The sequence below is a fragment of the Paraburkholderia lebeckiae genome (assembly GCF_050436325.1).
GTDB classification, from domain to species: Bacteria; Pseudomonadota; Gammaproteobacteria; order Burkholderiales; family Burkholderiaceae; genus Paraburkholderia; species Paraburkholderia tuberum.
The window spans coordinates 324,747-347,336 of record NZ_JBNDLZ010000003.1 but is presented as its reverse complement, the minus strand read 5'-3'; the positions used below and the strand labels follow the sequence as shown (position 1 = coordinate 347,336).

19 protein-coding genes and 1 pseudogene are annotated in these 22,590 nt (G+C 60.2%); 4 read left to right on the top strand and 16 right to left on the bottom strand.

Annotated elements, in window-relative coordinates; genetic code table 11:
- Positions 1 to 4: 4 nt before the first annotated feature.
- Positions 5 to 547, bottom strand: coding sequence for a hypothetical protein (locus OKW44_RS19605; protein ID WP_162633864.1), 543 nt, complete (start codon positions 545 to 547; stop codon positions 5 to 7).
- Between OKW44_RS19605 and OKW44_RS19600 the strand changes: the two genes are divergently transcribed.
- From OKW44_RS19600 to OKW44_RS19590, 3 genes are all read left to right on the top strand, one after another.
- Positions 439 to 789, top strand: a complete 351-nt coding sequence (locus OKW44_RS19600; RefSeq protein ID WP_343219740.1) for a helix-turn-helix domain-containing protein — start codon at positions 439 to 441, stop codon at positions 787 to 789. The two genes, OKW44_RS19605 and OKW44_RS19600, sit on opposite strands and share 109 nt — an antisense overlap.
- A 312-nt stretch (positions 790 to 1,101) precedes the next feature.
- The gene (locus OKW44_RS19595; protein ID WP_018417867.1) at positions 1,102 to 2,085 is read left to right on the top strand and encodes a DNA-binding protein; all 984 of its coding nucleotides are present in this window, start codon (positions 1,102 to 1,104) and stop codon (positions 2,083 to 2,085) included.
- Complete coding sequence (locus OKW44_RS19590; RefSeq protein ID WP_018417866.1) at positions 2,082 to 3,629, top strand: tyrosine-type recombinase/integrase; 1,548 nt, start codon at positions 2,082 to 2,084, stop codon at positions 3,627 to 3,629. Before OKW44_RS19595 ends, OKW44_RS19590 begins: the two co-directional genes overlap by 4 nt.
- Positions 3,630 to 3,763: 134 nt before the next feature.
- Here OKW44_RS19590 and OKW44_RS19585 read toward each other — a convergent pair whose 3' ends face one another.
- The 8 genes from OKW44_RS19585 to OKW44_RS19550 form a co-directional block, all read right to left on the bottom strand.
- Positions 3,764 to 4,324 (bottom strand): hypothetical protein, encoded by a 561-nt coding sequence (locus OKW44_RS19585; protein WP_162633880.1) that lies wholly within the window; start codon positions 4,322 to 4,324, stop codon positions 3,764 to 3,766.
- A 1,114-nt stretch (positions 4,325 to 5,438) separates the two neighbouring features.
- On the bottom strand, positions 5,439 to 6,494 hold the full coding sequence (locus OKW44_RS19580; protein ID WP_113061861.1) for an AAA family ATPase: 1,056 nt from the start codon (positions 6,492 to 6,494) through the stop codon (positions 5,439 to 5,441).
- 11 nt (positions 6,495 to 6,505) lie between these two features.
- Positions 6,506 to 8,479 (bottom strand): hypothetical protein, encoded by a 1,974-nt coding sequence (locus OKW44_RS19575; RefSeq protein ID WP_018417862.1) that lies wholly within the window; start codon positions 8,477 to 8,479, stop codon positions 6,506 to 6,508.
- A complete protein-coding gene (locus OKW44_RS19570) occupies positions 8,476 to 9,024 on the bottom strand; it encodes a hypothetical protein (protein ID WP_204357094.1) in 549 nt (182 codons plus the stop codon). The genes OKW44_RS19575 and OKW44_RS19570 overlap by 4 nt, the downstream gene beginning before the upstream one ends.
- A 1,366-nt stretch (positions 9,025 to 10,390) precedes the next feature.
- Positions 10,391 to 10,807, bottom strand: coding sequence for an organic hydroperoxide resistance protein (locus tag OKW44_RS19565; RefSeq protein ID WP_018417860.1), 417 nt, complete (start codon positions 10,805 to 10,807; stop codon positions 10,391 to 10,393).
- Between the two features lie 153 nt (positions 10,808 to 10,960).
- Positions 10,961 to 11,185, bottom strand: a complete 225-nt coding sequence (locus tag OKW44_RS19560) for a DUF4148 domain-containing protein (RefSeq protein ID WP_018417859.1) — start codon at positions 11,183 to 11,185, stop codon at positions 10,961 to 10,963.
- A 400-nt stretch (positions 11,186 to 11,585) separates the two neighbouring features.
- Positions 11,586 to 12,926 carry an epoxide hydrolase family protein gene (locus OKW44_RS19555; protein WP_018417857.1) on the bottom strand — a complete coding sequence of 447 codons (1,341 nt, stop codon included), beginning with the start codon at positions 12,924 to 12,926 and terminating at the stop codon, positions 11,586 to 11,588.
- Positions 12,927 to 13,026: 100 nt separating this feature from the next.
- Positions 13,027 to 13,845: an SDR family NAD(P)-dependent oxidoreductase gene (locus OKW44_RS19550; RefSeq protein WP_018417856.1), complete on the bottom strand. Its 819-nt coding sequence runs from the start codon at positions 13,843 to 13,845 to the stop codon at positions 13,027 to 13,029.
- 144 nt (positions 13,846 to 13,989) lie between these two features.
- Here OKW44_RS19550 and OKW44_RS19545 point away from each other — a divergent pair, with 144 nt between their 5' ends.
- On the top strand, positions 13,990 to 14,949 hold the full coding sequence (locus tag OKW44_RS19545; RefSeq protein ID WP_018417855.1) for a GlxA family transcriptional regulator: 960 nt from the start codon (positions 13,990 to 13,992) through the stop codon (positions 14,947 to 14,949).
- A 107-nt stretch (positions 14,950 to 15,056) separates the two neighbouring features.
- On the opposite strand, the pseudogene OKW44_RS19540 reads toward OKW44_RS19545, so the two are convergent.
- The 7 genes and pseudogenes from OKW44_RS19540 to OKW44_RS19510 all read right to left on the bottom strand — a co-directional run.
- Positions 15,057 to 15,382: pseudogene (locus OKW44_RS19540) on the bottom strand (IS701 family transposase); the annotation flags it as partial.
- 84 nt (positions 15,383 to 15,466) lie between these two features.
- Entirely contained in the window at positions 15,467 to 16,474 is a 1,008-nt protein-coding gene (gene lhpH, locus OKW44_RS19535; protein WP_018417854.1) for a trans-3-hydroxy-L-proline dehydratase, read from the bottom strand.
- Between the two features lie 62 nt (positions 16,475 to 16,536).
- Entirely contained in the window at positions 16,537 to 17,499 is a 963-nt protein-coding gene (gene lhpI / locus OKW44_RS19530; protein ID WP_018417853.1) for a bifunctional Delta(1)-pyrroline-2-carboxylate/Delta(1)-piperideine-2-carboxylate reductase, read from the bottom strand.
- A gap of 53 nt (positions 17,500 to 17,552) precedes the next feature.
- Positions 17,553 to 18,812 carry a metal-dependent hydrolase family protein gene (locus OKW44_RS19525; RefSeq protein ID WP_018417852.1) on the bottom strand — a complete coding sequence of 420 codons (1,260 nt, stop codon included), beginning with the start codon at positions 18,810 to 18,812 and terminating at the stop codon, positions 17,553 to 17,555.
- Positions 18,813 to 18,822: 10 nt separating this feature from the next.
- Positions 18,823 to 20,118 carry an MFS transporter gene (locus tag OKW44_RS19520; protein ID WP_026225354.1) on the bottom strand — a complete coding sequence of 432 codons (1,296 nt, stop codon included), beginning with the start codon at positions 20,116 to 20,118 and terminating at the stop codon, positions 18,823 to 18,825.
- A 152-nt stretch (positions 20,119 to 20,270) separates the two neighbouring features.
- Entirely contained in the window at positions 20,271 to 21,170 is a 900-nt protein-coding gene (locus tag OKW44_RS19515; protein WP_026225353.1) for a LysR substrate-binding domain-containing protein, read from the bottom strand.
- 181 nt (positions 21,171 to 21,351) lie between these two features.
- On the bottom strand, positions 21,352 to 22,581 hold the full coding sequence (locus OKW44_RS19510; protein WP_018417849.1) for a fumarylacetoacetate hydrolase family protein: 1,230 nt from the start codon (positions 22,579 to 22,581) through the stop codon (positions 21,352 to 21,354).
- Between the last annotated feature and the right edge of the window lie 9 nt (positions 22,582 to 22,590).

Sequence of the window (22,590 nt, the reverse complement as noted above, 5' to 3'; positions counted from 1 at the left end):
GCCGTCAGCTCGTACCTGCGACATCAACCCTCGATTTCCGGCGACCAGCCTTCGACGAACGCGCCGGCGTGGACGGGTAGATGCGCTTTCCGGGCGAGTGTTTCTCGGCGATACCGACAGGCATCGAGAATTCCTCGCCCGCTGCTGTCGTGAATCGCGCGAACGACACCAGCGGATGGTCCTCGTCATAGGCTGCGGTTGCGCCGATGTGAATTTCGCTCAGCGGCTGCAGACTCCATTGTGCCGAGTCCTTGTGCGGCTTCGCGCTCAGCACTGCCGCGCCCCGCACGATCTGGCCGTCTGCCGTCAGTTGCAGCAGCGTCTTCGCAGCACCCGACGCGAATTCCACCATTGCAACCCGGGGCAGGTCGCGTTTTCCAGCGGCAAATTGCAGGATGAGCACATCTCCACAACCCGCCATCTCGGCAACGGCCGACAGTGCTCCCATTTCACTGGGAGCAAGATTTGGAAGAGGTACGGGCAGTTTTTGGCGTGCTGTTGCGGGAACGACGTCTTGCGGCCGGACTGACGCAGGAACAACTTGCATTTGAGGCGTCAATCCGCCGGAACTATGTCAGCATGCTCGAACTCGGCCAGCACCAGCCCACGCTCACCATGCTGTTCTCGCTCGCCGCTGCCCTCAGTTGTGCACCCAGCGATCTGCTCGCCGATCTGGAAGGTCGGATTGCAAAAGCTCGACGCCGAAAGGTAAGGCCGAAACGACAGCGCGCTGCCACGTCAAAGACCGCCACCGCACCGAGGAAAGCCTCGCACTCCACAACGCAGTGACGCTTCCCCCATATCAGCCGGCGGCGTGCGCCGCTGAAGTTCGACAGTGTGCTCCGCCATCCTCACACGGCTAGGTAAGGCGTCCTTCGCAGGGCCGCGAACGTGCCCATCGGCTTGGTGACCTGTCCGCGTTTTCCGGTGATAAGGGCGTTTATCGCGGCAACGCTATTTTTAGCCGCGCCAAATCGGGTTGTCTTGCGTCAGGCCTGTGCGTAATCTAATCTGGAAATCCCGCCCTGCGCCCCTGCCGCGGGTTTCTGCCCGTCGCCCCGGCGCGCTGGCGTGCTGCCGTGCTGGTTTCCGGAGTCCGCCATGGCCCGCCCCGCCGCTGTCACTCCCGAGACGATCCGCACCACCGTGCTCGCGATGCTCGCCGAGGCGGGCGACACCGCGCCCGCCACCGACGCGCGCTTCCGCCGGATCGTGTCGGTGCGCAAGCTGCGGGCGCGCCTGGGCGCCGGCGACCCCGCCACACTGTCCCGGCACCTGAACGCGATCGAGGCCGAAGTCGTGCAGGCGGGCCTGACCGGCTTCGCGGTGCCCGACGTGCCAGCGGAGATTGCCGCGCAGATGCGCGCGCTGTGGGAAGCGGCCGTCGCGACCCAGCTCGAGGGCATCGTGCGGCTGCGTCGCGAAACGGAAGCCCGGGTGGAAGCCTCGACCGAGGCGCAGCGCAACGCCGGGCTGAAGGTCGAACTGCTGCGCGTCGAACTCACCGACGTGCATGCCCAGCTCAGTGCGCGCGAGGCGGAGCTCGCGGTCGCCCGCGCCGGATTTGAGGCGGCGGAGAAACGGTCAGCCGCCGCCGGGGACGCCGTGGCCACGCTGCGCGCACAGCTTGGGGCCGTGGAAGCCGCGGCGGCCGAATCAGCGCGCCAGCACGCCGGGGAACTGGCCGCCGAACGCGCCCGCTATGACGGCCTGTCCCGGCAGCTGCTGCGCGAAACCGCGCACCAGCGCGAGACGTTTCACACCGAACGGCAACGCCTCGAGGCCGAGATTGCCCGGGCGGCCGAGCGCCTGGGTGCGCTGGAGGCACTGCGCGAGCGGCTGCTGACCGAACTGGCCGAGCAGCGCCCGGCCCAGCAGCAGGCGTCGGCCGAAGCGGCCGCGCTGACGGTGGTAGTCGAGCAGCAACGCCAGATGCTGGCCCTGTTGGGCCACGCGGCCGCGACAGGATCCTCCCCGGCCGCCCGCCGCCGGCTGCGCCCCGCCGTGAAAACTGCTCAGGCCGGCGTCGCGGGCCACGCCCGCCCATCCGGACAAAGGCCGGCCTCCGCGAGGAAAATGCGATGAACCCGTCCGACTGGCTTGATACCGGCTGCCGGCCGCCGCAGCGCCTGCCCGCTTCCGTCGACGCCGCGCTCGGGTACCTGGCCCACGCGCTCGGCCACCCGCGGCATTGCCGATGGACGCTCACGGCGCTCAAGCGCGGCTGCCCGTCGCTTGCCGACGCGAAGCGCGAACACCCCGCCGTGTTCGCGCTGCTGCTCGAGCACGACACCGCCATTGAGTACTGGGAGCGCGGGCGGCTGCGGGTCGTGCCGGAAGCCGCGGCCCCCTCCGCAGCCACCGTGCTCGAGCGCGCCCTGCGCCAGCACCGCCGGCGCTTCCGTCCCGCGGCAGTGGACGAAGCGCAGGCAGACGCCCCGGTCACCCAGTCTGCTGCCGTCCGCCAGGACCTCGTGCCGCTGCCCGCCGGGGTGGAGCCGGCGTGGCTCGCGCGTGCCGGACGTTTTGCGAATCGGGTGCCGCTCACCAACACGCTCGGTGTCGCCGATGACGCACAGGCGGCGAAACTCTTCCTGCGCGAGCGCGCCTCGCACTCCCCGCACACGTTGCGCGCCTACCTGTCCGAACTGCGGCGCCTCGCCGCCTGGTGCCGGCGCGAGGTGCTCGGCCCCTTCTCGGATCTCACGCGGCAGGACCTGATCGCGTACCGCGACGCGCTGCAGGCGCCCCGCCAGGACGCAGCAGGCCACGTCACGCGGCCGGCGCCGGCGAGCGTCTCCCGCGCGCTCGCCGCGGTCTCGAGCCTCTTTGCGTGGTGGCACCGCGTGGGCTATCTGACGGTCAATCCGGCCGAGGGACTCGCCGCCGGGCGCCGCGCCCGCATGACCTGGACGCCCGTGCGGTTCCTGCCGGCCGCCGCGCTCACGCACTGCGATGCGGTCGCCGCCGGTGACGCGCCGGCCGGGGTACCGCCGGTGCTCTGGATGCGGCGCCGCGCGATCTGGACGCTCTACCGCTACGGTGGCGTGCGGCTCGCGGAGCTCGTCTGGCATGAGGAACGGGCGCTGCCGCACGTGGAAGTCGACGACGCCCGGCAGTGGACCCTGCACGTGCTGGGTAAAGGCAATCGGCTGCGCGCGATCCCGTTGCCCGGCGCCTGCCTGCCCGCCCTACGCGCCTACCGGCGCGCCGTGGGACTGCCGGCCGATCCGGCCGCCGAGGAACGTCTGCCACTGATCCACAGCGAACGCGGCCGGGCACTCGGCGCGAGTGGACTCTACGACGAGGTCCGGGCGCTCTTCGCGCTGGCCGCGGCCCGCTTGCCGGCGGCAGACAGCGCGATGCACGCGGCGCTGGAGCGGGCCTCCACGCACTGGCTGCGGCACGGCTATGCGCGCACGCTGGTGATCGACCATGGCGTGCCGTTGCCGGTCGCCCAGGCGCTGCTGGGCCACGCGTCGGTGCAGACCACGGCCGCCTATGCGCGCACCGGCCAGAGTGAGGCACGCGCCATTTGTGGAGGGGAGTTTTCCGACAACTTGACCCGAGACGCGCTGGCTCGTGGCTCGAGATCCTCGCGGGCGATCAGTCTCATCTATGGGCAATAACCCGACCCACGGCTACGTCAAAGTTCGCTGCCCACGACGCGCTGACCAAAATCGATCGAATTAGCGTATTGGCATCAAGCAAGATCGCCAACCTGACGCAAAAGCTTGCATTGCTTCCGGCCAAATCCATTGTGCTAAACATAAACGTACTGATACGCGTTGCGGAATTGCGACTCATGATTGTGAGCGGCAAACAGCAAGCTTTCGTCCGCCACATTCCAGCGCGCGCGAGCATACGCTGCGGGAGCCCGCGCCATCGGCGTACCGCTGGATCGTCGCTTCGAACACCGTTCCAAGGCGATCGCTGAAAACTGCGCAGCAGAAGGAATCAGGCAAACCAGTTCCTCGTGCTCCTCGCTTCTAACAACAACGTGCGGAATGCGCTTTAGCACGGATCTTTCGGGTGATAATTCAATCCTGCATGCGGACACAGAGGTGCAATGCTCTATTTGCGCCCAGATGCGGAGAAAATTCGCAAAGTTAAGGATCTCATGATCGCCGCCATGCGCCGGTGAGCCAACAGATTCAACAGTTTCGAGCCGAGGACGAGAAATCCGTCCACCGTGAGGATCAAAGACTGGAATTTGTCCCTCATGCGCTACGCGCCAACTCAGAAAGGCAAGGCACACAGTGCACAAAGTAGAGCGGTCGAGCGATATCCTCTCGAAAGGGTCCATCGCCTGCAATTCAGACAAGCATTCTGCATGCGGCGAAATGAATTGCCGGAAAATAGACTTCCGGATCAATCTGTAGGCGCTGTAATGTTGCGCTCCGTCTGGCGACTGGGCTCGTTCCCCGACTGGGAATCGCAGAATGGACCCGGCGGCAAACGTGCAGGGAGTGACGCCCCACCCTGGCGGCGGAGGGCAGACTCCTGCCGCCCAGTTGAGTCGCCACATCCAGTCACAATCAAACGGCCGAACGGTATTCGCTAGAGGATCTAACAGCGCCGATGCGTCGCCGGCCGCCCGTTGAATTGCCGTCCACCAATCGATCAAGCGTTGACAATGAACGCGAATGACCTTTTCTGTCTCGTCCGACACCAGATTTACATTCCGGTCTGCGTCGAGGTCAACAACATAACCGCAATCTGGGCAATTCCATCGCGGCAAGTCTCGCCCAGGTCTCCGATCCAGACGTGTTGATGACCTCCCGCAACGATCGCAGCCGTGTACCAATTCCTTCTCATGCCAAGGACAGCGCGAGACCATTGGCAAGTTGAATAGTGTGCAGTGATAGTTTACTGCTCTGCAGTCAGGGCAATGGCGTACCGCGTACTGCCCATCCCGCGGTGCTGGAAAACCTAGACAGTCAATAAACGCCGTGCGAATTCGCGCGACGTCCACATGCAGACAAGAAGCGATGCGTGGAATGTCCCAATCCGCCTGGGAAGTGAACAGCCGACGGGTTTCACGTTCTCGGTAAACGACTAGGCCCAGTTGGCTCAGTTCTTGAATACCAACAGCATTAAGTAGCTGCACCTTTAACAGTAAATTCCACGCAGATTCGAAAGGCGCGGGCCCTTTGTCACTCCAAGTTAGGCGCTCACTACGTAGCGTCCCTCGCGAAATTCGCTCCATTATCCAAATCCAGCATAAAATCGCACCTTCCAGCGCAGCCAAACATCTATCCCGGCAGCGACGCGCGGGGAAAACCGATCGATCTCCGAAATCCGGCGCACGGAAGCGGGCCAACGCTCGTTGCCCCTTATTTAGACATCAACGAAGCGTCTAAACTCTCGATGTTTCTGGCAGGACACTCACGTGACGCTCCCACGCACATTAAATTTTGAGGTCGTAAAAATGACGATCAGATATCAGCCGATGACAACGCGTTGTCAATATCTTCAGAGGAAAGCACCATCCCGGCGGAATCGGAGCTGCTCTTTCCAATATAAATTCCATTTACAGTCAATGTAATAGACTCCATCGTAAATCCCCACGTCCTGCGTGGGGATGCGTTTACAAGGGCGTTCCAGATGGGGTTCGCGTATTGATAGAGCCTGAAACCTGCGCGGAATGCCTTCGGAAAGAAAAAATTAGTATAACTACAGCCTGATCCTTCTGGCCATTCGGTTTCTTCGTCAAGACACTGGAGGACGGCGGCGAGCGTTTGCTCGGAATTACAGGATAGAAACGGTATGGGCTTTCTGAAAAAACGAGCGACTATCTGGAACTCTTCACTTATCCTCAGGCTGGAAATCAAGTTCAGAACTGTTGATTGTCCAAACGAAATCGTTGTCATCGTGACGCCTTTCATCTCAAGCTTATTGTGAATTTGGAGTAGCTCCGTCAGATCTGATTCATTGCAAAGATTAACCTCATCCAGAATAAGAACAAACTGGTCGCCGCCCAAGTTCGACACATTGGTCAAAATGTCCGAAATTACGGTTTGGAATAGGTCATCAGGCTTTGAACGGGCAGCGAGTATGTGGTCACTACCCTCCAGGATCAGGCGCGACATGAGTCCTTCGCGCGGGTTTTTGGAACGTCGACAACTAGCCATCGTGATGTAGATGGACTCAAACTCTTCTCGCAGAAAATACATGACGCTTCTGGCGCAAGTTGTCTTCCCAACCCGCGGTTCGCCATAGAATACAATACCAGTTCTGCGCGTCCACACCCGGTCTCGCGACTCTTCGTGTGCGTGTATCAGCATCGGTGTTGGCACGGTGTAGCGGCGCTTTACGACCGGGTGATCGGGTAGAAATTCGTCGCGTCGCTCAACTGACCACGAACGAACCGGATCAACTTCATCGCTTTTTAGGACGTCGCCAGGTGCTGCCTGCTCCGTGCCAGACATATCGCTTTCTGAGGCCCTTTCTTCTGATAATAAACGTGGCTTGTCGTCGGAAGGTATTGACATGTCGGACCTCTTTATCGGTTCGTAACCTTGTAGCGTTTCCGCGACGGCGGAACTAGGCGCAGATGCGGCCGTTCAGTCGATTCAGCCGCAACGCTTATTGGCATCCCATCAGAGGAAACGCCGGGCAACGTCGGAGTCATGTCTGCGTCTTTCGCTACTCTCGCTAGGTCCGTTGATTCCTTTGAAGAACCTTTTCCAGCTTTGCGAGACTTTTCAACCTGCTCTGCCAAATGTACTAGGTACACTTGAACTGGATCCGCCGATTGACTTAAAACTAAGATCCGCCTGCTTACCAACTGAAATATCGCTTTGCGCGTTGCGAGGCTGTGCTTCGTCAGATTCCATCCGCGCATTGCGGTTAGGATTCCGAGTTCATATCCATTCGACGTAAATGCCTTGACTGTACGAAGGTCTTCGTCGTCAACGTAGATTGTCAATTCGCTATTGACAAGCTTTATACTTGTACTCAGAAGAGGACTAGTGTAGAGCACATTTTCGAACTGAATATAGGGTTTGCGGCCGCTTTTGACGCCGCCCCGCACAGTGCAAAGCTCCCGCCTTAGCAGCAAGCGGGCACGGATTGATCCCGCGAACGGCAGCTTTCGGAGCATCACCCTAGGTGAGGGGCCGTTCAGAAAGAACTGTAGAGTCTCAAGGGGAGAATTGTAGAAATTTCCTTGCCCCGGCAAAGCATTGTGTTCGGCAAACACAACGTCTAGTAATTGTTCTGTATCATCGGCACGAATTCGGTAATGCATGGCCGCGCCAGCTGCGTCGTCCGCACGCCCTGACTTCGGATCCGATCCTGTCGTAGATGGCAGACGAAGAAAGATATCATCAGTAATCCGTTTGAAAGTCCGCTCGACGTTCGGGCGACGTTCAAAGTGGCCGGGCGGTCCCCAATTGATCACAAACCCGATCTCTCGGCGAAGCGTGTTGTGCACGAGCTTTGACAAATGCGCCAGAGCACCATCGAACATGGTAACCGTCCAAACAGCCCCATCGGCCTCGGGTATCACGCTGCTCGGAAACCCACCCCGCGGCGGATACTTCAGCCCTCCAATTGTTAGCTCCTTCGGTACCCAACGCTTACTTATCGCGTCACGAATTAATCCGGCAACGTCGACAGCAGTCACTTCCGTTCTATAAATAACCCGATATGCGAGCACAGCGGTAGACAGTCGTTCGACTATCGCAATCAGCCAAAGTCTTTCCAGGACTGATTCGACCTCCGTCCCGATTGGAGTTTTGAACACGACCGTGAAGACCGCGTCGATATGATGCGCGTCAATCTCGACTGCATCATAGGGCTCAGAAAACGGAATTATGGGCGATATTCCCGAGCCGGTCGCAAAATGCGCTTTTGCGTCCTTCTCACCGCGCGCATCTACAGCTGCCCCAGCGTCATTTTCAAGAACGGCACGCATAAAGGAATTAATACTCTTCCGCCCTCTATATTTTGCCGAAAAAGGCCATTCATTCTCACCAACGCCTGCGTCCTTTAGAAACGCCGTAAATATCCGATGCAAGTCGGTTCCCTTGATTCTAAACTCTGGAATCGTTCCTTGCTCTTTCTCTTTACGAATCTGCTTGATCATCTGCCGCTCAAGGTCGGGGAACCGAGCAAGAATGCTTTGCATCGCGCACGACATCCCGCCCTGTTGATCTCTCCGCTTCGGACTTATCGGATTTCTGCGGATATTGTTGTTCAATCGCGTGAACGGAAGCAGCCCCCGAAATCCCATAATTCTTCCATCTTTCGCGGGCGAAAGGCAAAGCATCGTGATTCTTCTGGCCTGGTCTTTATCTATCCCGGTGGCCGCTCGAATGTCTTTATATGTTTTCCCTGCAATCACCATTCGGACCGCGTTTTCCCTATTCTCAAGAAACTCCCGATCCTCCTTGGACAGTTTGGAATAGTCAAGTGTCGGCCATTCATCGGGCGGAAGTGCATCCGCTCGGGCCGCCTTTTTCGACCATTTCATAATGCTGACCTCCAAACCCACGGGGAGGAAAATGTGAAACCCGCCGTAGAAAGGTCAAGCGCGACGTGACCCAATACCGCCATACGGGAAATGACTCCAATGGCGATCTGGGCGTCGAAATCCCCCATTGCCTGGACCACGTCGCGAATGGAGCCACCGCCCTGCCCGCGCATGATCGTGATCGCAGTTTCACTGGCCCCTGATTGCGCTTCATCGCGAATAGCGGCACTGTACGACAGAACCTTTAGCCACCTCATAGCCTCTTCAGCGCGCGGCGAAAGGTCGGCCTCCGTGAAAATGCGTACATTCTTTTTGTCGGACTCGTTGAGCTCGAAGGGAGGCCCCCTCCGCTCTTCCGTCGTCGCTCCGAACTGGAGCTTATGGTACTCACGCCCACCCACCGTCAGATCCACTGCAGCGTCAAAATCCAGCTCTTCCGATCCGCCTGCTCGAGGATCGTCGTCAGGTCCCAAGGTAAACGCCCGGACATCGGGGTTGGTTTCAAGAAAGATGATCCAATGCAAAAGATGGCGGTCACTGTCCAAGACCCAATCGCGGTTCGTTTTAAGGCTATAAACCAACCACAAATTTCGATTGGCTCTGCCACGTGAACGATAGGCGACTAGCACACGCTCTCGCTGCCGCGACGGCAAGGTGCGACTCTTTGGCATCGGTCCTCCACATGAAGCATGCTTTCCAGGATCCCGTCCAGGAGAGAGGCAATCCAAGTGTAGATGAGCCCACAGAGATGCGCAAAATTTAGTTCCGGCCGCAGAGGTGCGCGAAATTTAGTTCCAAAAAGTGGAACTAATTGGCGCGCATTTCGGTGAGGACGACTTCGGTGCCGCTCCCGAACGCCCACAGCACAAGGCGTCTCACATCCTGGAAAGTCGATTATTTAGTTCCACGCACTTCTCCTGGGAGGCCGTATCGAGCGGGCTTTCGACTCGTTTTGATGCGCTTTCCTTTCTGCGGCTGACGCTCGCGACGACCGAGTTTTGGCTTGAATGGCAAGAAACCGTACAGCGGCAGCTCTGTCAGCATCGTGGGCAACTTGTCGTCCAGTGAAGCTAGCGCGCCTTTGGCGTCTCTATTGATACCCGGCGGCCTTGCGGTAATGCAACTCCTACCTCGCATAGCAGTCCGCGAAGCTGGTTGACCTGCATGACGCGGATTAGGAACAGTTGCTTTTGTACGCGGTGCATGGTCAGCATCACGTGCTGGTCTTCAGTCTTGACGGCAACGACCCGCACGCTTGGACTCTGGGCCGCTTCTCAGATCGCCGCAGCTGCGTTATTCCTGTTTGATTTCACGAGCGGCCGTGCGAGCTGGGCTTCGATGAGCCGCACGTCGTGGCCAAGCCGCGTCAGGACTCGCGGCCGATGGTGCGCGCTGCCGCGCCTCCATGACCACGCGACTTACAGGCCGGTTCACGAAGAACGGCACGAGCCAGGCGCGTCTGGTCAAAATCGATTTGGGTTCTTCCGATTGGCCCAAACCGGTTCATGCTCCGGCCTGTATGTTCTGGACCAAACTTGCGGCCAAATCGAACTGTGACGCAGCACTTATAACGAGCGGCAGACTTGCTTTATGGAATGGCTGGAAAGGACCGCTAGAACTAGGCGCGGACAATAAGCTTCGCCCTCTTCTCTGATGACGGATCAGGAAGTCAAGGGGCGAGGATCCGCCACCCTCCTCCTCCAGTTATCTGCCGGGCTCGCCCGCGCAAGAAATAATCCCTTGAACTCCTGATTGACGCGCTGCTCCGCATTGACTCAGGTTTTTTGTTACCAAGCGGCGCCTGTTGTTGCTTCGGCAATTGGCTGCAAGTCGGTGCGGATGGAGCTTCCCAGATCACACCGACCGCCGTTCATGCGTCAGGCGGAAGTTTCGCCACCCGCGTCGCCGCATTCAAACCACACTGATGCCCACATCGATGTTCCCGCGCGTCGCCTTCGAGTACGGGCAAGTCTCGTGTGCTGTGCGCGCCAGCGCCTCGGCGACTTCGCGCTCCACACCTGGCAGGCTGACGTTTAGCCGAGCCTGCAGAAAGTAAGCGCCATCGGTGATGCACAGATCGACCTCGGCGTCGACGGCCGTATCGGGGGGCAGCGCGACCTTCATCTTCGCGGCCGCCAATCCCATTGCGCCGATGAAACAGGCGGACCAGCCGGCCGCGAACATCTGCTCGGGATTCGTCCCGCCGCCCGTTGATCCTGGTGCCGCGAGTCTGACGTCGAGGCGTCCGTCGGAACTGCGCGATGCGCCGTCGCGTCCACCCGTCGTGTGGGTCTTGCCCGTGTACAACACTTTGTCGATTCGAGACATGATGAATTCCTTGCCGTAGCGGCTCAGTGATGCGAATAGGTGGAAACAGTATCCCGGACGGTGAGCCGGAAACCCGACTGCGATGTCGTATCGGACATACCGCCGAACGCTCGGTTACTGTAATCGGCGCCGCCCTGATCTATGACGATAGGTTCAGCTTCCGCGATAGAGCGTGCGGAGACTCGCGAGCTGACCATCCTGCTGCGCCCGCATCAATTCGTGGCGCACGTCGGCACGCGTCTTCGGCGACGCGCCGATTCGGCTCGTACCGGATTGCTCCGTCTGCGCGACAGCGGAGGTCGTGGCGCTCTCGGCGGCCTGAGCTATGCCCGAAACAGCGAATGCTGCAAAAGCTAAAGCTACGATCGAAGTTTTCATGCTGTTCTCCTTGAAACGATTAATGGTGGTAAAACGCCCGGAACACATCGGTTGGATGGCAACTCGGCGCGCTCCGTCGTTAATATTTTCAGCGCGCCGACGCATCTGACGTGTGTCGTGAACCGGGCGTTTTGCAAGACTGTGTATCCGCGGTTCCGTGGATTCATTTCAATCCGGAAAGCTGCGTACGCCGCACAATTTTTGCGCGAGCAACTGCCTGCTCGCCGCCGCGGGCGGCTCGTTTTTGCCTTCGCCGAAATCAGCAAGGATCACGTGTCCCTGCTCGTCGATAAAGTAGAAGCGACCAGATACCAGGCGCTTGATGTCACTAACCTGCTGAGATGTGGGCTCCTGGCGCCGGTTGCTGCCACGAATTCGTGCTAGAGCAACCGGCGGAACCTCACTGTTGTCGGCGCACCTGTCTGAACGCCGCGCGGAGCTCCTGAGCAAAAAGCTGCGGTTGTTCCCACGCTGCGAAGTGGCCGCCCTTGTTCACCTCATGGAAATAGCTGAGATTGTGATAGCTGCGCTCGGTCCAGCTCCGTGGCGCCCGATAGATCTCGCCGGGAAAAACCGTCACTGCGACCGGGACGGAAATATCGGCGGTCTTCTGTTCCACGGCGTTGAAGTTGTTGTTGTTGTTCTCCCAGTAGAGCCGCCCCGACGAGGTCGATGTGTTCGTGACCCAGTACAACGTGATGTCGTCGAGCATCTCATCCCTGGTGAGTGAGCGCTCGGGGTCGCCGCCGCTATAGGTCCAGGCCGCGAACTTGTCGTACATCCAGGCCGCCTGACCGGCGGGTGAATCAGCCAGGCCGTAGCCCTCGGTTTGCGGGCGAGTGACCATCATGGCGGCATAGCCGCCGCCCTTTTTGTAGAGGTTGGCGAGCGATTCGTACGCGGCCTTTTCCACCTCGGACAGCCCGGCCGGCGCCGGTTCGCCACTGTTTAGCGCCTTCGCGACCTCCGGTGGCACCGTCGCAGGCATATTGACGTGAATGCCCAGCAGCCCTGCCGGCGCCTGACGCCCCATCGCATCCGCCACCACCGATCCCCAATCGCCGCCTTGAGATACATACTGCTTGTATCCCAGACGCTTCATCAGCACATCCCACGCCCGCGCTATGTGATCGGGACCCCAGCCGACGCCAGTGGGTTTGCCGGAGAAGCCATAGCCGGGCATCGAGGGGATGACGACATCGAAGGCGTCCTCCGCACGGCCGCCATAAGCCATAGGATCGGTGAGTGGACCGATGGCCTTTTCAATTTCCAGAGGCGAGCCTGGCCATCCGTGAGTGACGATCAGCGGCAGCGCGTTCGGGTGACGGGACTTCACGTGGATGAACTGGATATCGACGCCGTCGATCGTGGTCACGAACATCGGCAGGGCATTCAGCCTGGCCTCCGTCTTACGCCAGTCGTAGTCGGTTCCCCAGTAGTGCACCAGTGCCTGAATCTTCGCCTCCTGCACGCCCTGGGATTGATCGGCGACGGTTTCCTTGTCGGGCCACCGGGTGGCCGCGATTCGGCGGCGCAGGTCGACGAGTGTTTCGTCTGGAACGTGAACGTAGAAAGGACGGATCGAGTCGTCTTCAGCCGCTGCGTGTGGTATCGCCGAAGGCTGTTCCGCCGCCGGAACTGCATGGGCGCAACTGAAGCCAGCGGCCAGGAACAGGCCGAGTACGGCCGCGGCTGAAGAGAACGCGCTGCGCCGGGTCGGCGCCGTCGAAACTATAGGCATGGTGATACTCCTTGAAAAAGGATGTGCGGCCTTGCGCGCTCGCGGTTACGGGCGCCGTTTCCGTATCGCATCGATACCGCTTGCATTCGCGCGATCGTGTCTATGCGCCCTCGACGGTCCTTTCGTTAGCGGTGTAGCGGCGTGCGGGCGTGTTGGTCGACAGTTCCGGCAACATTGCCTGGCGCGCGGCTTCGAAGGCATCCCACTTCGCGCCGTCGTGCAGGGACGGAATCGTGACGAGCTCGCCCTGATCGAAGCCGCTGAGCGCCGCGTCAACCATGTCGCCTGCGGACATGACGATGGCCGGATTCAGGTTCTCGAGCGGCAAGCCGCCGGTCTGCCAGAAATCGGTGGCCGTGGCGCCGGGCAGCACCGCCTGTACCTTCACACCCTTGATGGCGAGCTCGTGATGCAGCGACTGGCTGAACGCAAGCACGAAGGCTTTGGTGCCGCCATACACGCCATTCAGGCGCTCCGGCGCGATGCTGACGATCGACGAGATGTTGATGATCGCGCCCGAGCCACGCGAGACGAAGCCCGGCACCGCGGCGTACGTGAGGCGGGTGAGCGCGGTAACGTTCAGATCGATCATCCGCGTCATGGCCTCGACATCGCTGTCGAGCAACGGCGTATGCGTGCCGACACCCGCGTTGTTCACGAGCAGCACGATGCTCGCGTCTTCCGCCAGTTTCGCTTCCAACGTGGCGCGTGAAGTTGGATCATTGAGATCGGCGTCGATTATCTCGACGGACCGGCCCGTTTCGTTGGCGATGCGCTCGGCGAGACTCACGAGCCGGTCGCGGCTGCGCGCAACGAGAATCAGATCGTAGCCACGTTTTGCGAGCCGCTCGGCATAGACCGCGCCGATACCCGTGGATGCACCCGTAATGAAAGCTGTACCCTGATGTGCCTGCGTCATGATGTACTCCTGTTGGACGTTCGCTGGTGATTGCGTGAGGCAATTGTGGTCCGGATTGACGCCGACGCAAATGACGTATATGGTCGTGATTTAGGACATCTCGCCGCCACGGATGTTTGACCTGATAAACAGCGGAGGGCCGACATGCATCGGATCGGATATTTGTTGAGCGATGGCTTCCAGGTGATGGCGCTCGCGTCACAGTCGGTTTTCGAATACGCGAACGTTGCGGCGGGCGAAACGTTCTACCGGATCGAAAACTTCTCGGTAGCTGGCGGCGAGGTGCGCTCCTCGCTCGGCATGTCAGTCGTCACGCGTGCGCTCGGGGTGCGCGCCGCGATCGACACGTGGATCGCGGCGGGTGTCAGCGCGCCACTCACCTCGCCTCCGCCAGCCGAAATGCTCGCATTCCTGCGCAAGGCGGCTACGCGGGCGCGACGCATTGCCGGCATCTGCACGGGCGGGTTCGTGCTGGCCGAAGCGGGGCTGCTTGCGAACCGGCGCGCGACGACGCATTGGGCCCATGCGCGCGACATGATGAGCCGGTTTCCGGATATCCACGTCGAAGAAGATCGTATTTACATTGTCGATGGGCCGATCTGGACATCGGCGGGGATGACTGCGGGGCTTGACCTCGCGCTTGGGATGGTCGAGAAGGATCTCGGCGCCGACGTGGCGCGTTCGGTCGCGCACAAGCTCGTGATGCATCAGCGGCGCGCGGGCGGCCAGTCGCAGCATTCGGAAATGCTCGACCTGGCACCCAAATCCGACCGCATCCAGGAGGCGCTGAACTATGCGCGCAAGAACCTGAGGCTGCCGCTCACCGTCGAGGAACTCGCGGGTACGGCGCATCTGAGCCCGCGGCAGTTCAGCCGGGTGTTCACCTTGGAGACCGGACAGTCGCCCGCGAAGGCGATCGAAGGGCTGCGGCTCGAAGCCGCGCGGCTGATGATCGAGAAGAGTCGGCACTCGCTGGAAGTGATCGCAACAGAGACGGGGTTTCGCGATCGTCGGCATATGCGCGAAGCGTTCATTCGCGGGTTTGGCCTACCGCCGCAGGAGGTGCGGCGTGAGGCTCGCGCCGGTGATCGGATCGGTGTCTAGCCTTAAGTGCGTCACATAATTAGTTGCGCGCTCTATTGCCGTACCAGGAAGAGAGCCATCGTTGCATGAGCCTTAGTCCAAGCAGGATGCGCAACGTAGTAATGGAATCAGGAACGTGGCGTTGAGCGCGCTGGACTGCTCCGGGGGATGTAATCCGAGGAAAGGGCAGGCAGCGCGCGTTCAAGGAAGTTTTTTTATCCCGTCCATCCGATTGCATTCGGAGTCGTTGAGCCATCAGAAACCCAAGTGTCGCCTCTTCGCGGGCGATAATGAGAGAGTATTTGAGCGGCTCCGGATCGCCATCAGGCCATTCGATAAGCAGCCATTCTTCATCGCGAACGGTGCTTCGCCCATAGTCGCGATGTGCAGGACGAACCCGTACGGCGGCAAAGCGCGAGGAAAGTGCTGCGTTGCTGCCTTCTCGCCAGGTTACGGGAGCTATCGACTTTCGAGGCCCAAAAAAGCGCGCGTGATGGCGTCTCAGCGTTCCGCGCTGACTGGTACTACCAAAAGCCGGTTACCGTACGAGGAACCCATAAGTCAGAGGGTCACGCTCGTCCACAATCCAATTCGCAAAGCCGCAAACGAAAGCGTTGCCTTCGACCTCGGGGATGACGGCCCTGAAATCGCCCACAGTCGTCTCGCTCAGCACCCGTCCTTTGAATACCGTGCCAATGATGGACTCGTTCACGAGCGTGTCGCCCTTTCCCAACTTACCGCGCAGATACAGCTGAGCGACGCGTCCGCCGGTACCGGAGCCGGTCGGTGAACGGTCCACTTCGCGGTCGGCGAATACGCAGCAGTTGGCTTGCGTGGCACCCTCGCCCCGCGGTGAGTTAGCGATAATGGTCCCGTAGATATGATTGATTTCAGGGATATCAGGGTGCACGACGGGGAACGCCTTGTTCGCAGCCTCCTTTACCTCCGCTCCAAAACGAATGAGTTCTTCCACCGACGATTCACGAATTTCAAGTCCGTGTGGTTGACCGTCGGTGTAAAAGTAGAATGCACCGCCGAACGCAATGTCGCCAGTCACCGAACCGAACGACGGCGTCTCGACGGTCACGTCCTGTTTCCAGATAAAGGACGGCACATTGACGAAACGGACATTGCCCGCGTGCTCGCCGTCCCATTGAACGAACGCTTCGATGAAGCCACACGGTGCATCGATACCGATGCGTGTCTCTGGTACCTGACGTTGCACCCAGCCCAGTTCGACCGCTGCTGTCGACAGCGCGATGACACCATGACCGCAGTGGTCGCTGTAACCCTCGTTGTGCAGGAAGATGATGCCGAAATCCGCGTTCGGGCTCACTGGTTCCGTCAGGTAACCACCGTACATATCGGCATGCCCACGCGGTTCGAACATCAGGGCCCGGCGGATACCGTCGGCGTTCTCCTTCAGCCATGCACGTCGCTTGACGATAGTGTCGCCAGGCAGGCGCGGCAAACCGCTGGTGACAATGCGGAATGCTTCACCGCCGGTGTGAACTTCAACAGTCGAGATGGTGCGCGTGATTTTCATGTTTGCTTCGCTGAAATCTGTGGATGTCCTGCTTTTCCTCGCTTTACGGGGACGGCGGCGATTCAAATCGACGCTACTGACACATCAGCGCCGACTTGACAGGCGTTTGAGTCGAGCGCTGAACGTGCTACCCGGCACGCGGCCAGGTCCCAGGCAGCACAGCCAACGCTTTTGAACAGAATCGGCGCACTCGGCTTCGGCTCGCCAGCTAGTGCCTTGGCAAGCGGAGAAACTGAGGCCCAGTCGACTCTGGCCTGGATAAGGTCGCCCGCTTCATGCGTTGCGCCGACAGGGTCATCTACAACTACGAAACTTCCGCCGACGGTTTCCTTGCCGATTTCCGCTGCGTCTGCCGTGAAAGCGCCGACCCCGACGACGAGACGGCCCGGTCGCGCCGGCAACGTGTAGACCGGAGACTTGCTCGTTGTCAACGTGATGACGACTTCAATGCTGTCGGGAATCACATCGCCATCAAGGACAGACAGGTTCGGTGCTACCGACCGGGTCCGCGCCACGAAGGCCTCCGCGACGGCCGGCGAGGTGCCCTTTGTGAACAGTTTGGCTTCCGGGAAGGAGGCCGCGAGAGCTTCCGCGTGGTTGGCCGCCTGTTTCCCGGTGCCCATGATGAGAATTTCGCGGGGAGCCATGCCATGCAGGGTCTGGATGCCCAACACAGTGACCGCTGCCGTTCGCCGCCCGGTCACGGTCGGGCCGTCGAGCACGAACAACATTTCCCCGGTGTGCGCGTCGCATGCGATGACCTGACCATGGATGGTCGGAAGCAGGCGCTTTCCGTTCGAAGGACACACGGTCACCAACTTATGGATGGCGATGTCTTTAGCACTGGCAGGCATCGATAACATCAGGCCGCCGTCCTGCATCGGAATGGCCAGTCGCTCAGGACTCACGATGTGTCCCGCGCCGTATTCGATGATGGTCTCCCGAAGAACGCGCACCAGCGAGGGATAGTCCAGCAGCGCAGCTGTTGCGTGGGCGTCGAAATTTCGGGTGCCGGGAGAGGTCATGTTCGGGTCCGCCTTTGGAGGGGTGGGCGCGACCGATGCCGCGCGCCAGCAGTTCACTCTGCGATTGGCTCGAGCAGTCGGCCGGCTTCCTTCATACACACTCCAGCCTTGATGACCACGGGAATGTGTTCGCCTTGCCCCAGCAGAAGTGAAATGTCCTCAATCGGGTCACCGTCGACCACGATGAGATCAGCCACGGCTCCGACGGCGACCGTTCCCCGCACGCCTGCTTCACCCGTGATTTCGGCGGCAACGCAGGTTGCCGACCGGATGGCCTCGACGTTGCCGACGATTTCTGCCCGAACCGCGAACTCGTCGGACTGGAAGGTGTGCAGCTCGCCCAGCATGTCTGAGCCGAACCCGACCTTCACGCCTTCGCGCGCCATCAGCGCAAGTGCCTGCCGGCCGACGGAGCGTGCTCCCTCAATCTTTGCGAGCGATTCAGCGGGGAAACCAAGCGCGGGACCTTGTTCAATGAGACGGTCGAGAGTGGCGATCGTGGGCACAACCGCGACGCCGCGCTCCGCCAGCAGACGGGCAGTCTCCTCGTCGATAAGGTTTCCGTGCTCGATACATTTCACCCCGCACTCGACGGCGCGCCGGACGGCACGAGCGGTGTAGGCATGCGCCATCACGTACGTCCCGGCAGCCTCCGCTTCCTGAACCGCGGCACGGATTTCATCTTCCGAATACTGGGTGTTGGTGATGGGGTCGTTGGGCGAAGCGACACCGCCGGACGCCATTATCTTGATTTGGGAGGCCCCTTTGAGGAGTTCTTCGCGTACTGCCAGGCGCATCGCCTCGACACCATCGACCACCCGGGCAATCGCTCCCTGACGTCCCAGACACCCACAGGCATCGTCAAGCTTGTCATTGCGCTGACGGAAGTCGCCGTGCCCACCGGTCTGCGATAGCGCCTTGCCCGAAGACAGGATGCGCGGGCCCCAAAGCACGCCGCTGTTGACAGCATCGCACATTGCAAAGTCAGCGCCGCCTGCATCACGAACGGTGGTGAACCCACGATTCAGCATGCCGCGCAGAATCGGCAACGTTTTAAGCGCAGCCAGGAAGTTTGGCATCATCGCGTTAGCGCCCAGATTCGCATTTGACGCGACGACGTGGACATGCAGGTCGATGAAACCCGGCAAGACGGTGCGCCCGGGAAGGCTCATTCTGCGGGCATCGACAAACGACGACGGTATCTGTCCTATTGCCGCAATCCTCCCGTCGGCGATGCAGACATTGACGTTTGTCTGGCGTTTCTTCGTTGCAGGGTCGAAAACGTTGACCCCTTCGATTACCAACATGTTCATCTGAATTTCCTCAAGCCTGGTATGGCTTTGTCAGCAAGATGCCGAGCAGGCTAACTACCGCGGCGAAGATAATGTAATAAGACGCAGACTCGGCGTCACCCGTGTGTTGGGTGAGCCAGGTGATGATGAAAGCGGCAAAGCCACCGAAGATGGTCACTGCGCCGTTGTAGGCCAAAGACAATCCGGTCGCACGGACGCGGCTCGGGAACATTTCCGTGAAGAGAGCCAGAATCGGGCCGGTGTATGCAGCAATCAGCACGCCGAAAATCGCCTGGAAGGTCAGCAGCGTGGCAAGGTCGGGCGATTTAATCAGATGAGAGAACAGTGGATAGCTGGCAACCAGAATAACGAGCGCAGCAACCGACAGGACCCGCCGCTTGCCGACCTTATCCGACAGTGCCCCGAACACGGGCGCCATGACCATCAGCACGACACCGCTGACGACGCCCGACGTGAAGCCCTCGCGCTGGGTCATGTGCAGATACTTCACAACATAAGTCGGGATGTAGAACAGGATGACGTACGTGCAGACGGTCCACAGTACGACCATCAGCAGGCTGGAGAGCACCTGGCGGGGATACTCGCGAATGACGTCACGCAGCGGCGTGTTGGTGTGGCGCTTCTCCGATACGAACTCGGGCGTTTCCTCGATTTTCAGCCGAATGTAGTATCCAACCGGAGCCACCAGCATGCCGATGAAAAACGGAATACGCCATCCCCATGCGGTCAGCGAATCAGCCGACATGCTCGACGTGATGAGCGTACCGGTAAGGCTGCCGATGACCACGGCGAAACCGATACTCGTCTGAATCCAGCTCGAATAGAAAGCACGACGTTTAGCTGGAGCATGCTCGGTAAGGAACGCGGTAGCGCCGCCCATTTCACCGCCAGCGGACAGCCCCTGCAGCAATCGCGCGATGACGATAAGACACGGCGCGGCGATGCCGATAGACTGGTATGTAGGGGCGAAAGCAATGATGCCCGAGCCGAGCGCCATGATGAGCATGGCGAGCGACAGCGCCCGCTTGCGCCCCACCCTGTCGCCGTAGATGCCGAACGCGATGCCGCCGAGGGGTCGCATCACGAAGCCAACCCCAAAGGTCGCCAGTGATAGCAGCAGCGACGTTGTCTCGTTGCCTGCGGGGAAAAATAACTTACCGATGGTTGCTGCGAAGAATGCGTACCCGGAAAAGTCGAACCATTCCAGACCGCTGCCAATGACAGTGGCGAAAATCGCCTTCCGGCGCGTCACAGTCCTCGTGGGCGGCACGCCCACCAGTACGCCATTTGATGCACTCGTTGCCATTTAGACCTCTCTGGATTGTCGCTTTGCGGGGCGTGCGTTCGCGATTCGTCACGCAACCAATGTAATTTTTGGCGTGGCGACCGCATAACGCTAAATTCGCAAACGCGCTTGCAAAAAACGCAACCGCATCCAGAGGCTTGCAACGGGGTTCGTCAGGAAGCGGGTGTCTGGCTGACTACCCACTCGCGGAACCGACGGGCGGCAGGTGTTTCCGCACGCTCTGATGGCCAGGTGACAAAGTATGAGCCGCCCATGGTGGCGTGGGAGTCCGATGCCCTGACGAGCGCGCCGTGCTCAAGGAGCGGGTCGATAACCCGGTTCCAACCGAGCGCGACGCCCTTGCCATGCGTCGCGAGCTGCACAATGAGTGGGTAGCTGTTGGCAATGATGGTTTGATTGAGCGCTGGTCGTTCAAGCCCAGCCTGTTCGAACCAGGTGTGCCAGGACATCCAGCTACGTTCCGCGTCCTCAAGAACAAGTAGCGTGCAGGACAGCAGTTCCACTGGCTTCAGTTTGCGCCCATCAAGATAGGTCGGCGAACAAACCGGAAAGACCTCTTCGTCGAAGAGCTTCCGTATGTGCGTTCCGGGAACCTCGGGGTTGCGCAGATAGAAAATGCCTACGTCGTATTCAGCTGGCGAGACGGCTCCAAAGTGGTCCCGCACGATGATGCGCAGGTCCACATCGGGATTCGCGTCGATAAACGAGCCGATTCTGGGCGCGAGCCAGAATACCGAGATGCCCGCTGTGCAGGACACCGTGAGACGAGACTTGACGACGCGAGCCATCAGACTTGAGGTAACGCTAGTGCATAGTTCCAACATGCGCCGCACGTCCACCGCATAGGTCTCCCCTGCCGGCGTGAGCCTTAGGGTGTTGTGCTCCCGCACGAACAGCCGGCGTCCCAGGAATTCTTCGAGTTGAGATATCTGGCGGCTCACAGCACTGGTGGACAGGTTCAGTTCCTGCCCCGCGCGAGTGAAGCTCAGATAACGGGCGCTAGCTTCGAATGCTTGCAGACATGCCAGTGGAGGTAACGGAGAGAGAGCCATGGCGTGCGGCGGACTGTCCTGGTAGTAGTAGAGCAGCAGGATAGCCCAACAACGTCGGCCGATGGGCCGTGAGTGTCCTCGGATAGTCTCACGGCCGTACGACCGTCGCCTCTAGATATAGACTCGAACGCTTTGTCAAACTAACCGAACGTGCCGCGAGGTCACAGGGCGGGTCCGTTGCTCAGAAATCAGTGGATGGAATTCGGTTAAAGGCCGGTGAAAAGACGCCACGATTCGAACCTCGCTGCCGGCGAAGAATGCTGGCGAGCAGCGCGCCGACTCCAAACTCCCACGGCGCAATGCGATGCGAATAGTTGACCGTGTTGACGAGCGCACCGAATCGCGGGCTCGATATCGTCACGGTATCGCCGATCTGATGCGTGAATCCTTGCCCCGGCACATTACGATCGGCGCTCGGTGCAAACAATGTCCCGAGATAAAGCATCATTCCGTCCGGGTATTGATGGTGAGAACCCATCGCCTGCGCAACGAGTTCTGACGGGTCCCGGCTGATGCGTTTCATGGAACTTGCCCCTGTCAGAACATATCCATCCGTTCCTTCTACGCGCAGCGAAAGCTCCGCAGCCCGAACATCATCGAGACCGAATGTACTGTCGAAGAGGCGAATGAACGGGCCAATCGAGGCCGACGCGTTGTTATCCTTCGCCTTACCGAGCAACAGTGCACTGCGGCCTTCGAAATCCCGAAGATTGACGTCATTGCCAAGCGTGGCGCCGACGATTTCCGCCCGGCTGGTCACCGCCAGCACGATTTCAGGCTCCGGGTTATTCCACTGCGAATTTTCGTGGATTCCGATTTCGCTGCCGGTACCGACGGCGGACATGGGCTGCGCTTTCGTGAAGATTTCCGCATCGGGACCGATGCCGACTTCCAGATACTGCGACCACATTCCTTCCTGAATAAGTACTTGGCGCACCGCCTCAGCTTCCGCAGACCCTGGGCGAACGCTTGCGAGCCGATCGCCCAGCACGGACATGACACGCGCGCGCACTTCATCGGCCCGGCTCGCGTCGCCTCCCGAGCGCTCCTCGATCATCCGCTCCAGAAGGCTTTCGACGAACGTCACACCGCTCGCTTTGATCGCCTGAAGGTCACATGGCGCGATAAGCCAAGGGGTGGACGGATCGCGTCGATCGAAGGCCGAATTGGCAAGAACCGCGTCCAGTGTCGCCAGCTTCGGCAGGCTCGCGGCGGCCTCCTCCAGCCGAAGGCCGATTCCTGGTTGCTCAAGCAGCGTGCTGGTCGTCAGCGCGAACGACGACACATCCACCAGTTCGCCACCTATAACGGCAACAGGACGCGGCGCGCCGATATCAGGGCACCACGCGCGCCCCACGAGCACAGCGTGTTCCAGATCGTCAGGCAGCGCGGATCGGTCATTCAATGGCATCTATCTTTC

Coding starts and splice junctions, on each gene's coding strand:
- OKW44_RS19605 (WP_162633864.1), bottom strand. CDS start 547: ATGCAAGTTGTTCCTGCGTCAGTCCGGCCGCAAGACGTCGTTCCCGCA.
- OKW44_RS19595 (WP_018417867.1), top strand. CDS start 1,102: ATGGCCCGCCCCGCCGCTGTCACTCCCGAGACGATCCGCACCACCGTG.
- OKW44_RS19590 (WP_018417866.1), top strand. CDS start 2,082: ATGAACCCGTCCGACTGGCTTGATACCGGCTGCCGGCCGCCGCAGCGC.
- OKW44_RS19580 (WP_113061861.1), bottom strand. CDS start 6,494: ATGTCAATACCTTCCGACGACAAGCCACGTTTATTATCAGAAGAAAGG.
- OKW44_RS19575 (WP_018417862.1), bottom strand. CDS start 8,479: ATGAAATGGTCGAAAAAGGCGGCCCGAGCGGATGCACTTCCGCCCGAT.
- OKW44_RS19565 (WP_018417860.1), bottom strand. CDS start 10,807: ATGTCTCGAATCGACAAAGTGTTGTACACGGGCAAGACCCACACGACG.
- OKW44_RS19560 (WP_018417859.1), bottom strand. CDS start 11,185: ATGAAAACTTCGATCGTAGCTTTAGCTTTTGCAGCATTCGCTGTTTCG.
- OKW44_RS19555 (WP_018417857.1), bottom strand. CDS start 12,926: ATGCCTATAGTTTCGACGGCGCCGACCCGGCGCAGCGCGTTCTCTTCA.
- OKW44_RS19550 (WP_018417856.1), bottom strand. CDS start 13,845: ATGACGCAGGCACATCAGGGTACAGCTTTCATTACGGGTGCATCCACG.
- OKW44_RS19545 (WP_018417855.1), top strand. CDS start 13,990: ATGCATCGGATCGGATATTTGTTGAGCGATGGCTTCCAGGTGATGGCG.
- lhpH (WP_018417854.1), bottom strand. CDS start 16,474: ATGAAAATCACGCGCACCATCTCGACTGTTGAAGTTCACACCGGCGGT.
- lhpI (WP_018417853.1), bottom strand. CDS start 17,499: ATGACCTCTCCCGGCACCCGAAATTTCGACGCCCACGCAACAGCTGCG.
- OKW44_RS19525 (WP_018417852.1), bottom strand. CDS start 18,812: ATGAACATGTTGGTAATCGAAGGGGTCAACGTTTTCGACCCTGCAACG.
- OKW44_RS19520 (WP_026225354.1), bottom strand. CDS start 20,118: ATGGCAACGAGTGCATCAAATGGCGTACTGGTGGGCGTGCCGCCCACG.
- OKW44_RS19515 (WP_026225353.1), bottom strand. CDS start 21,170: ATGGCTCTCTCTCCGTTACCTCCACTGGCATGTCTGCAAGCATTCGAA.
- OKW44_RS19510 (WP_018417849.1), bottom strand. CDS start 22,581: ATGCCATTGAATGACCGATCCGCGCTGCCTGACGATCTGGAACACGCT.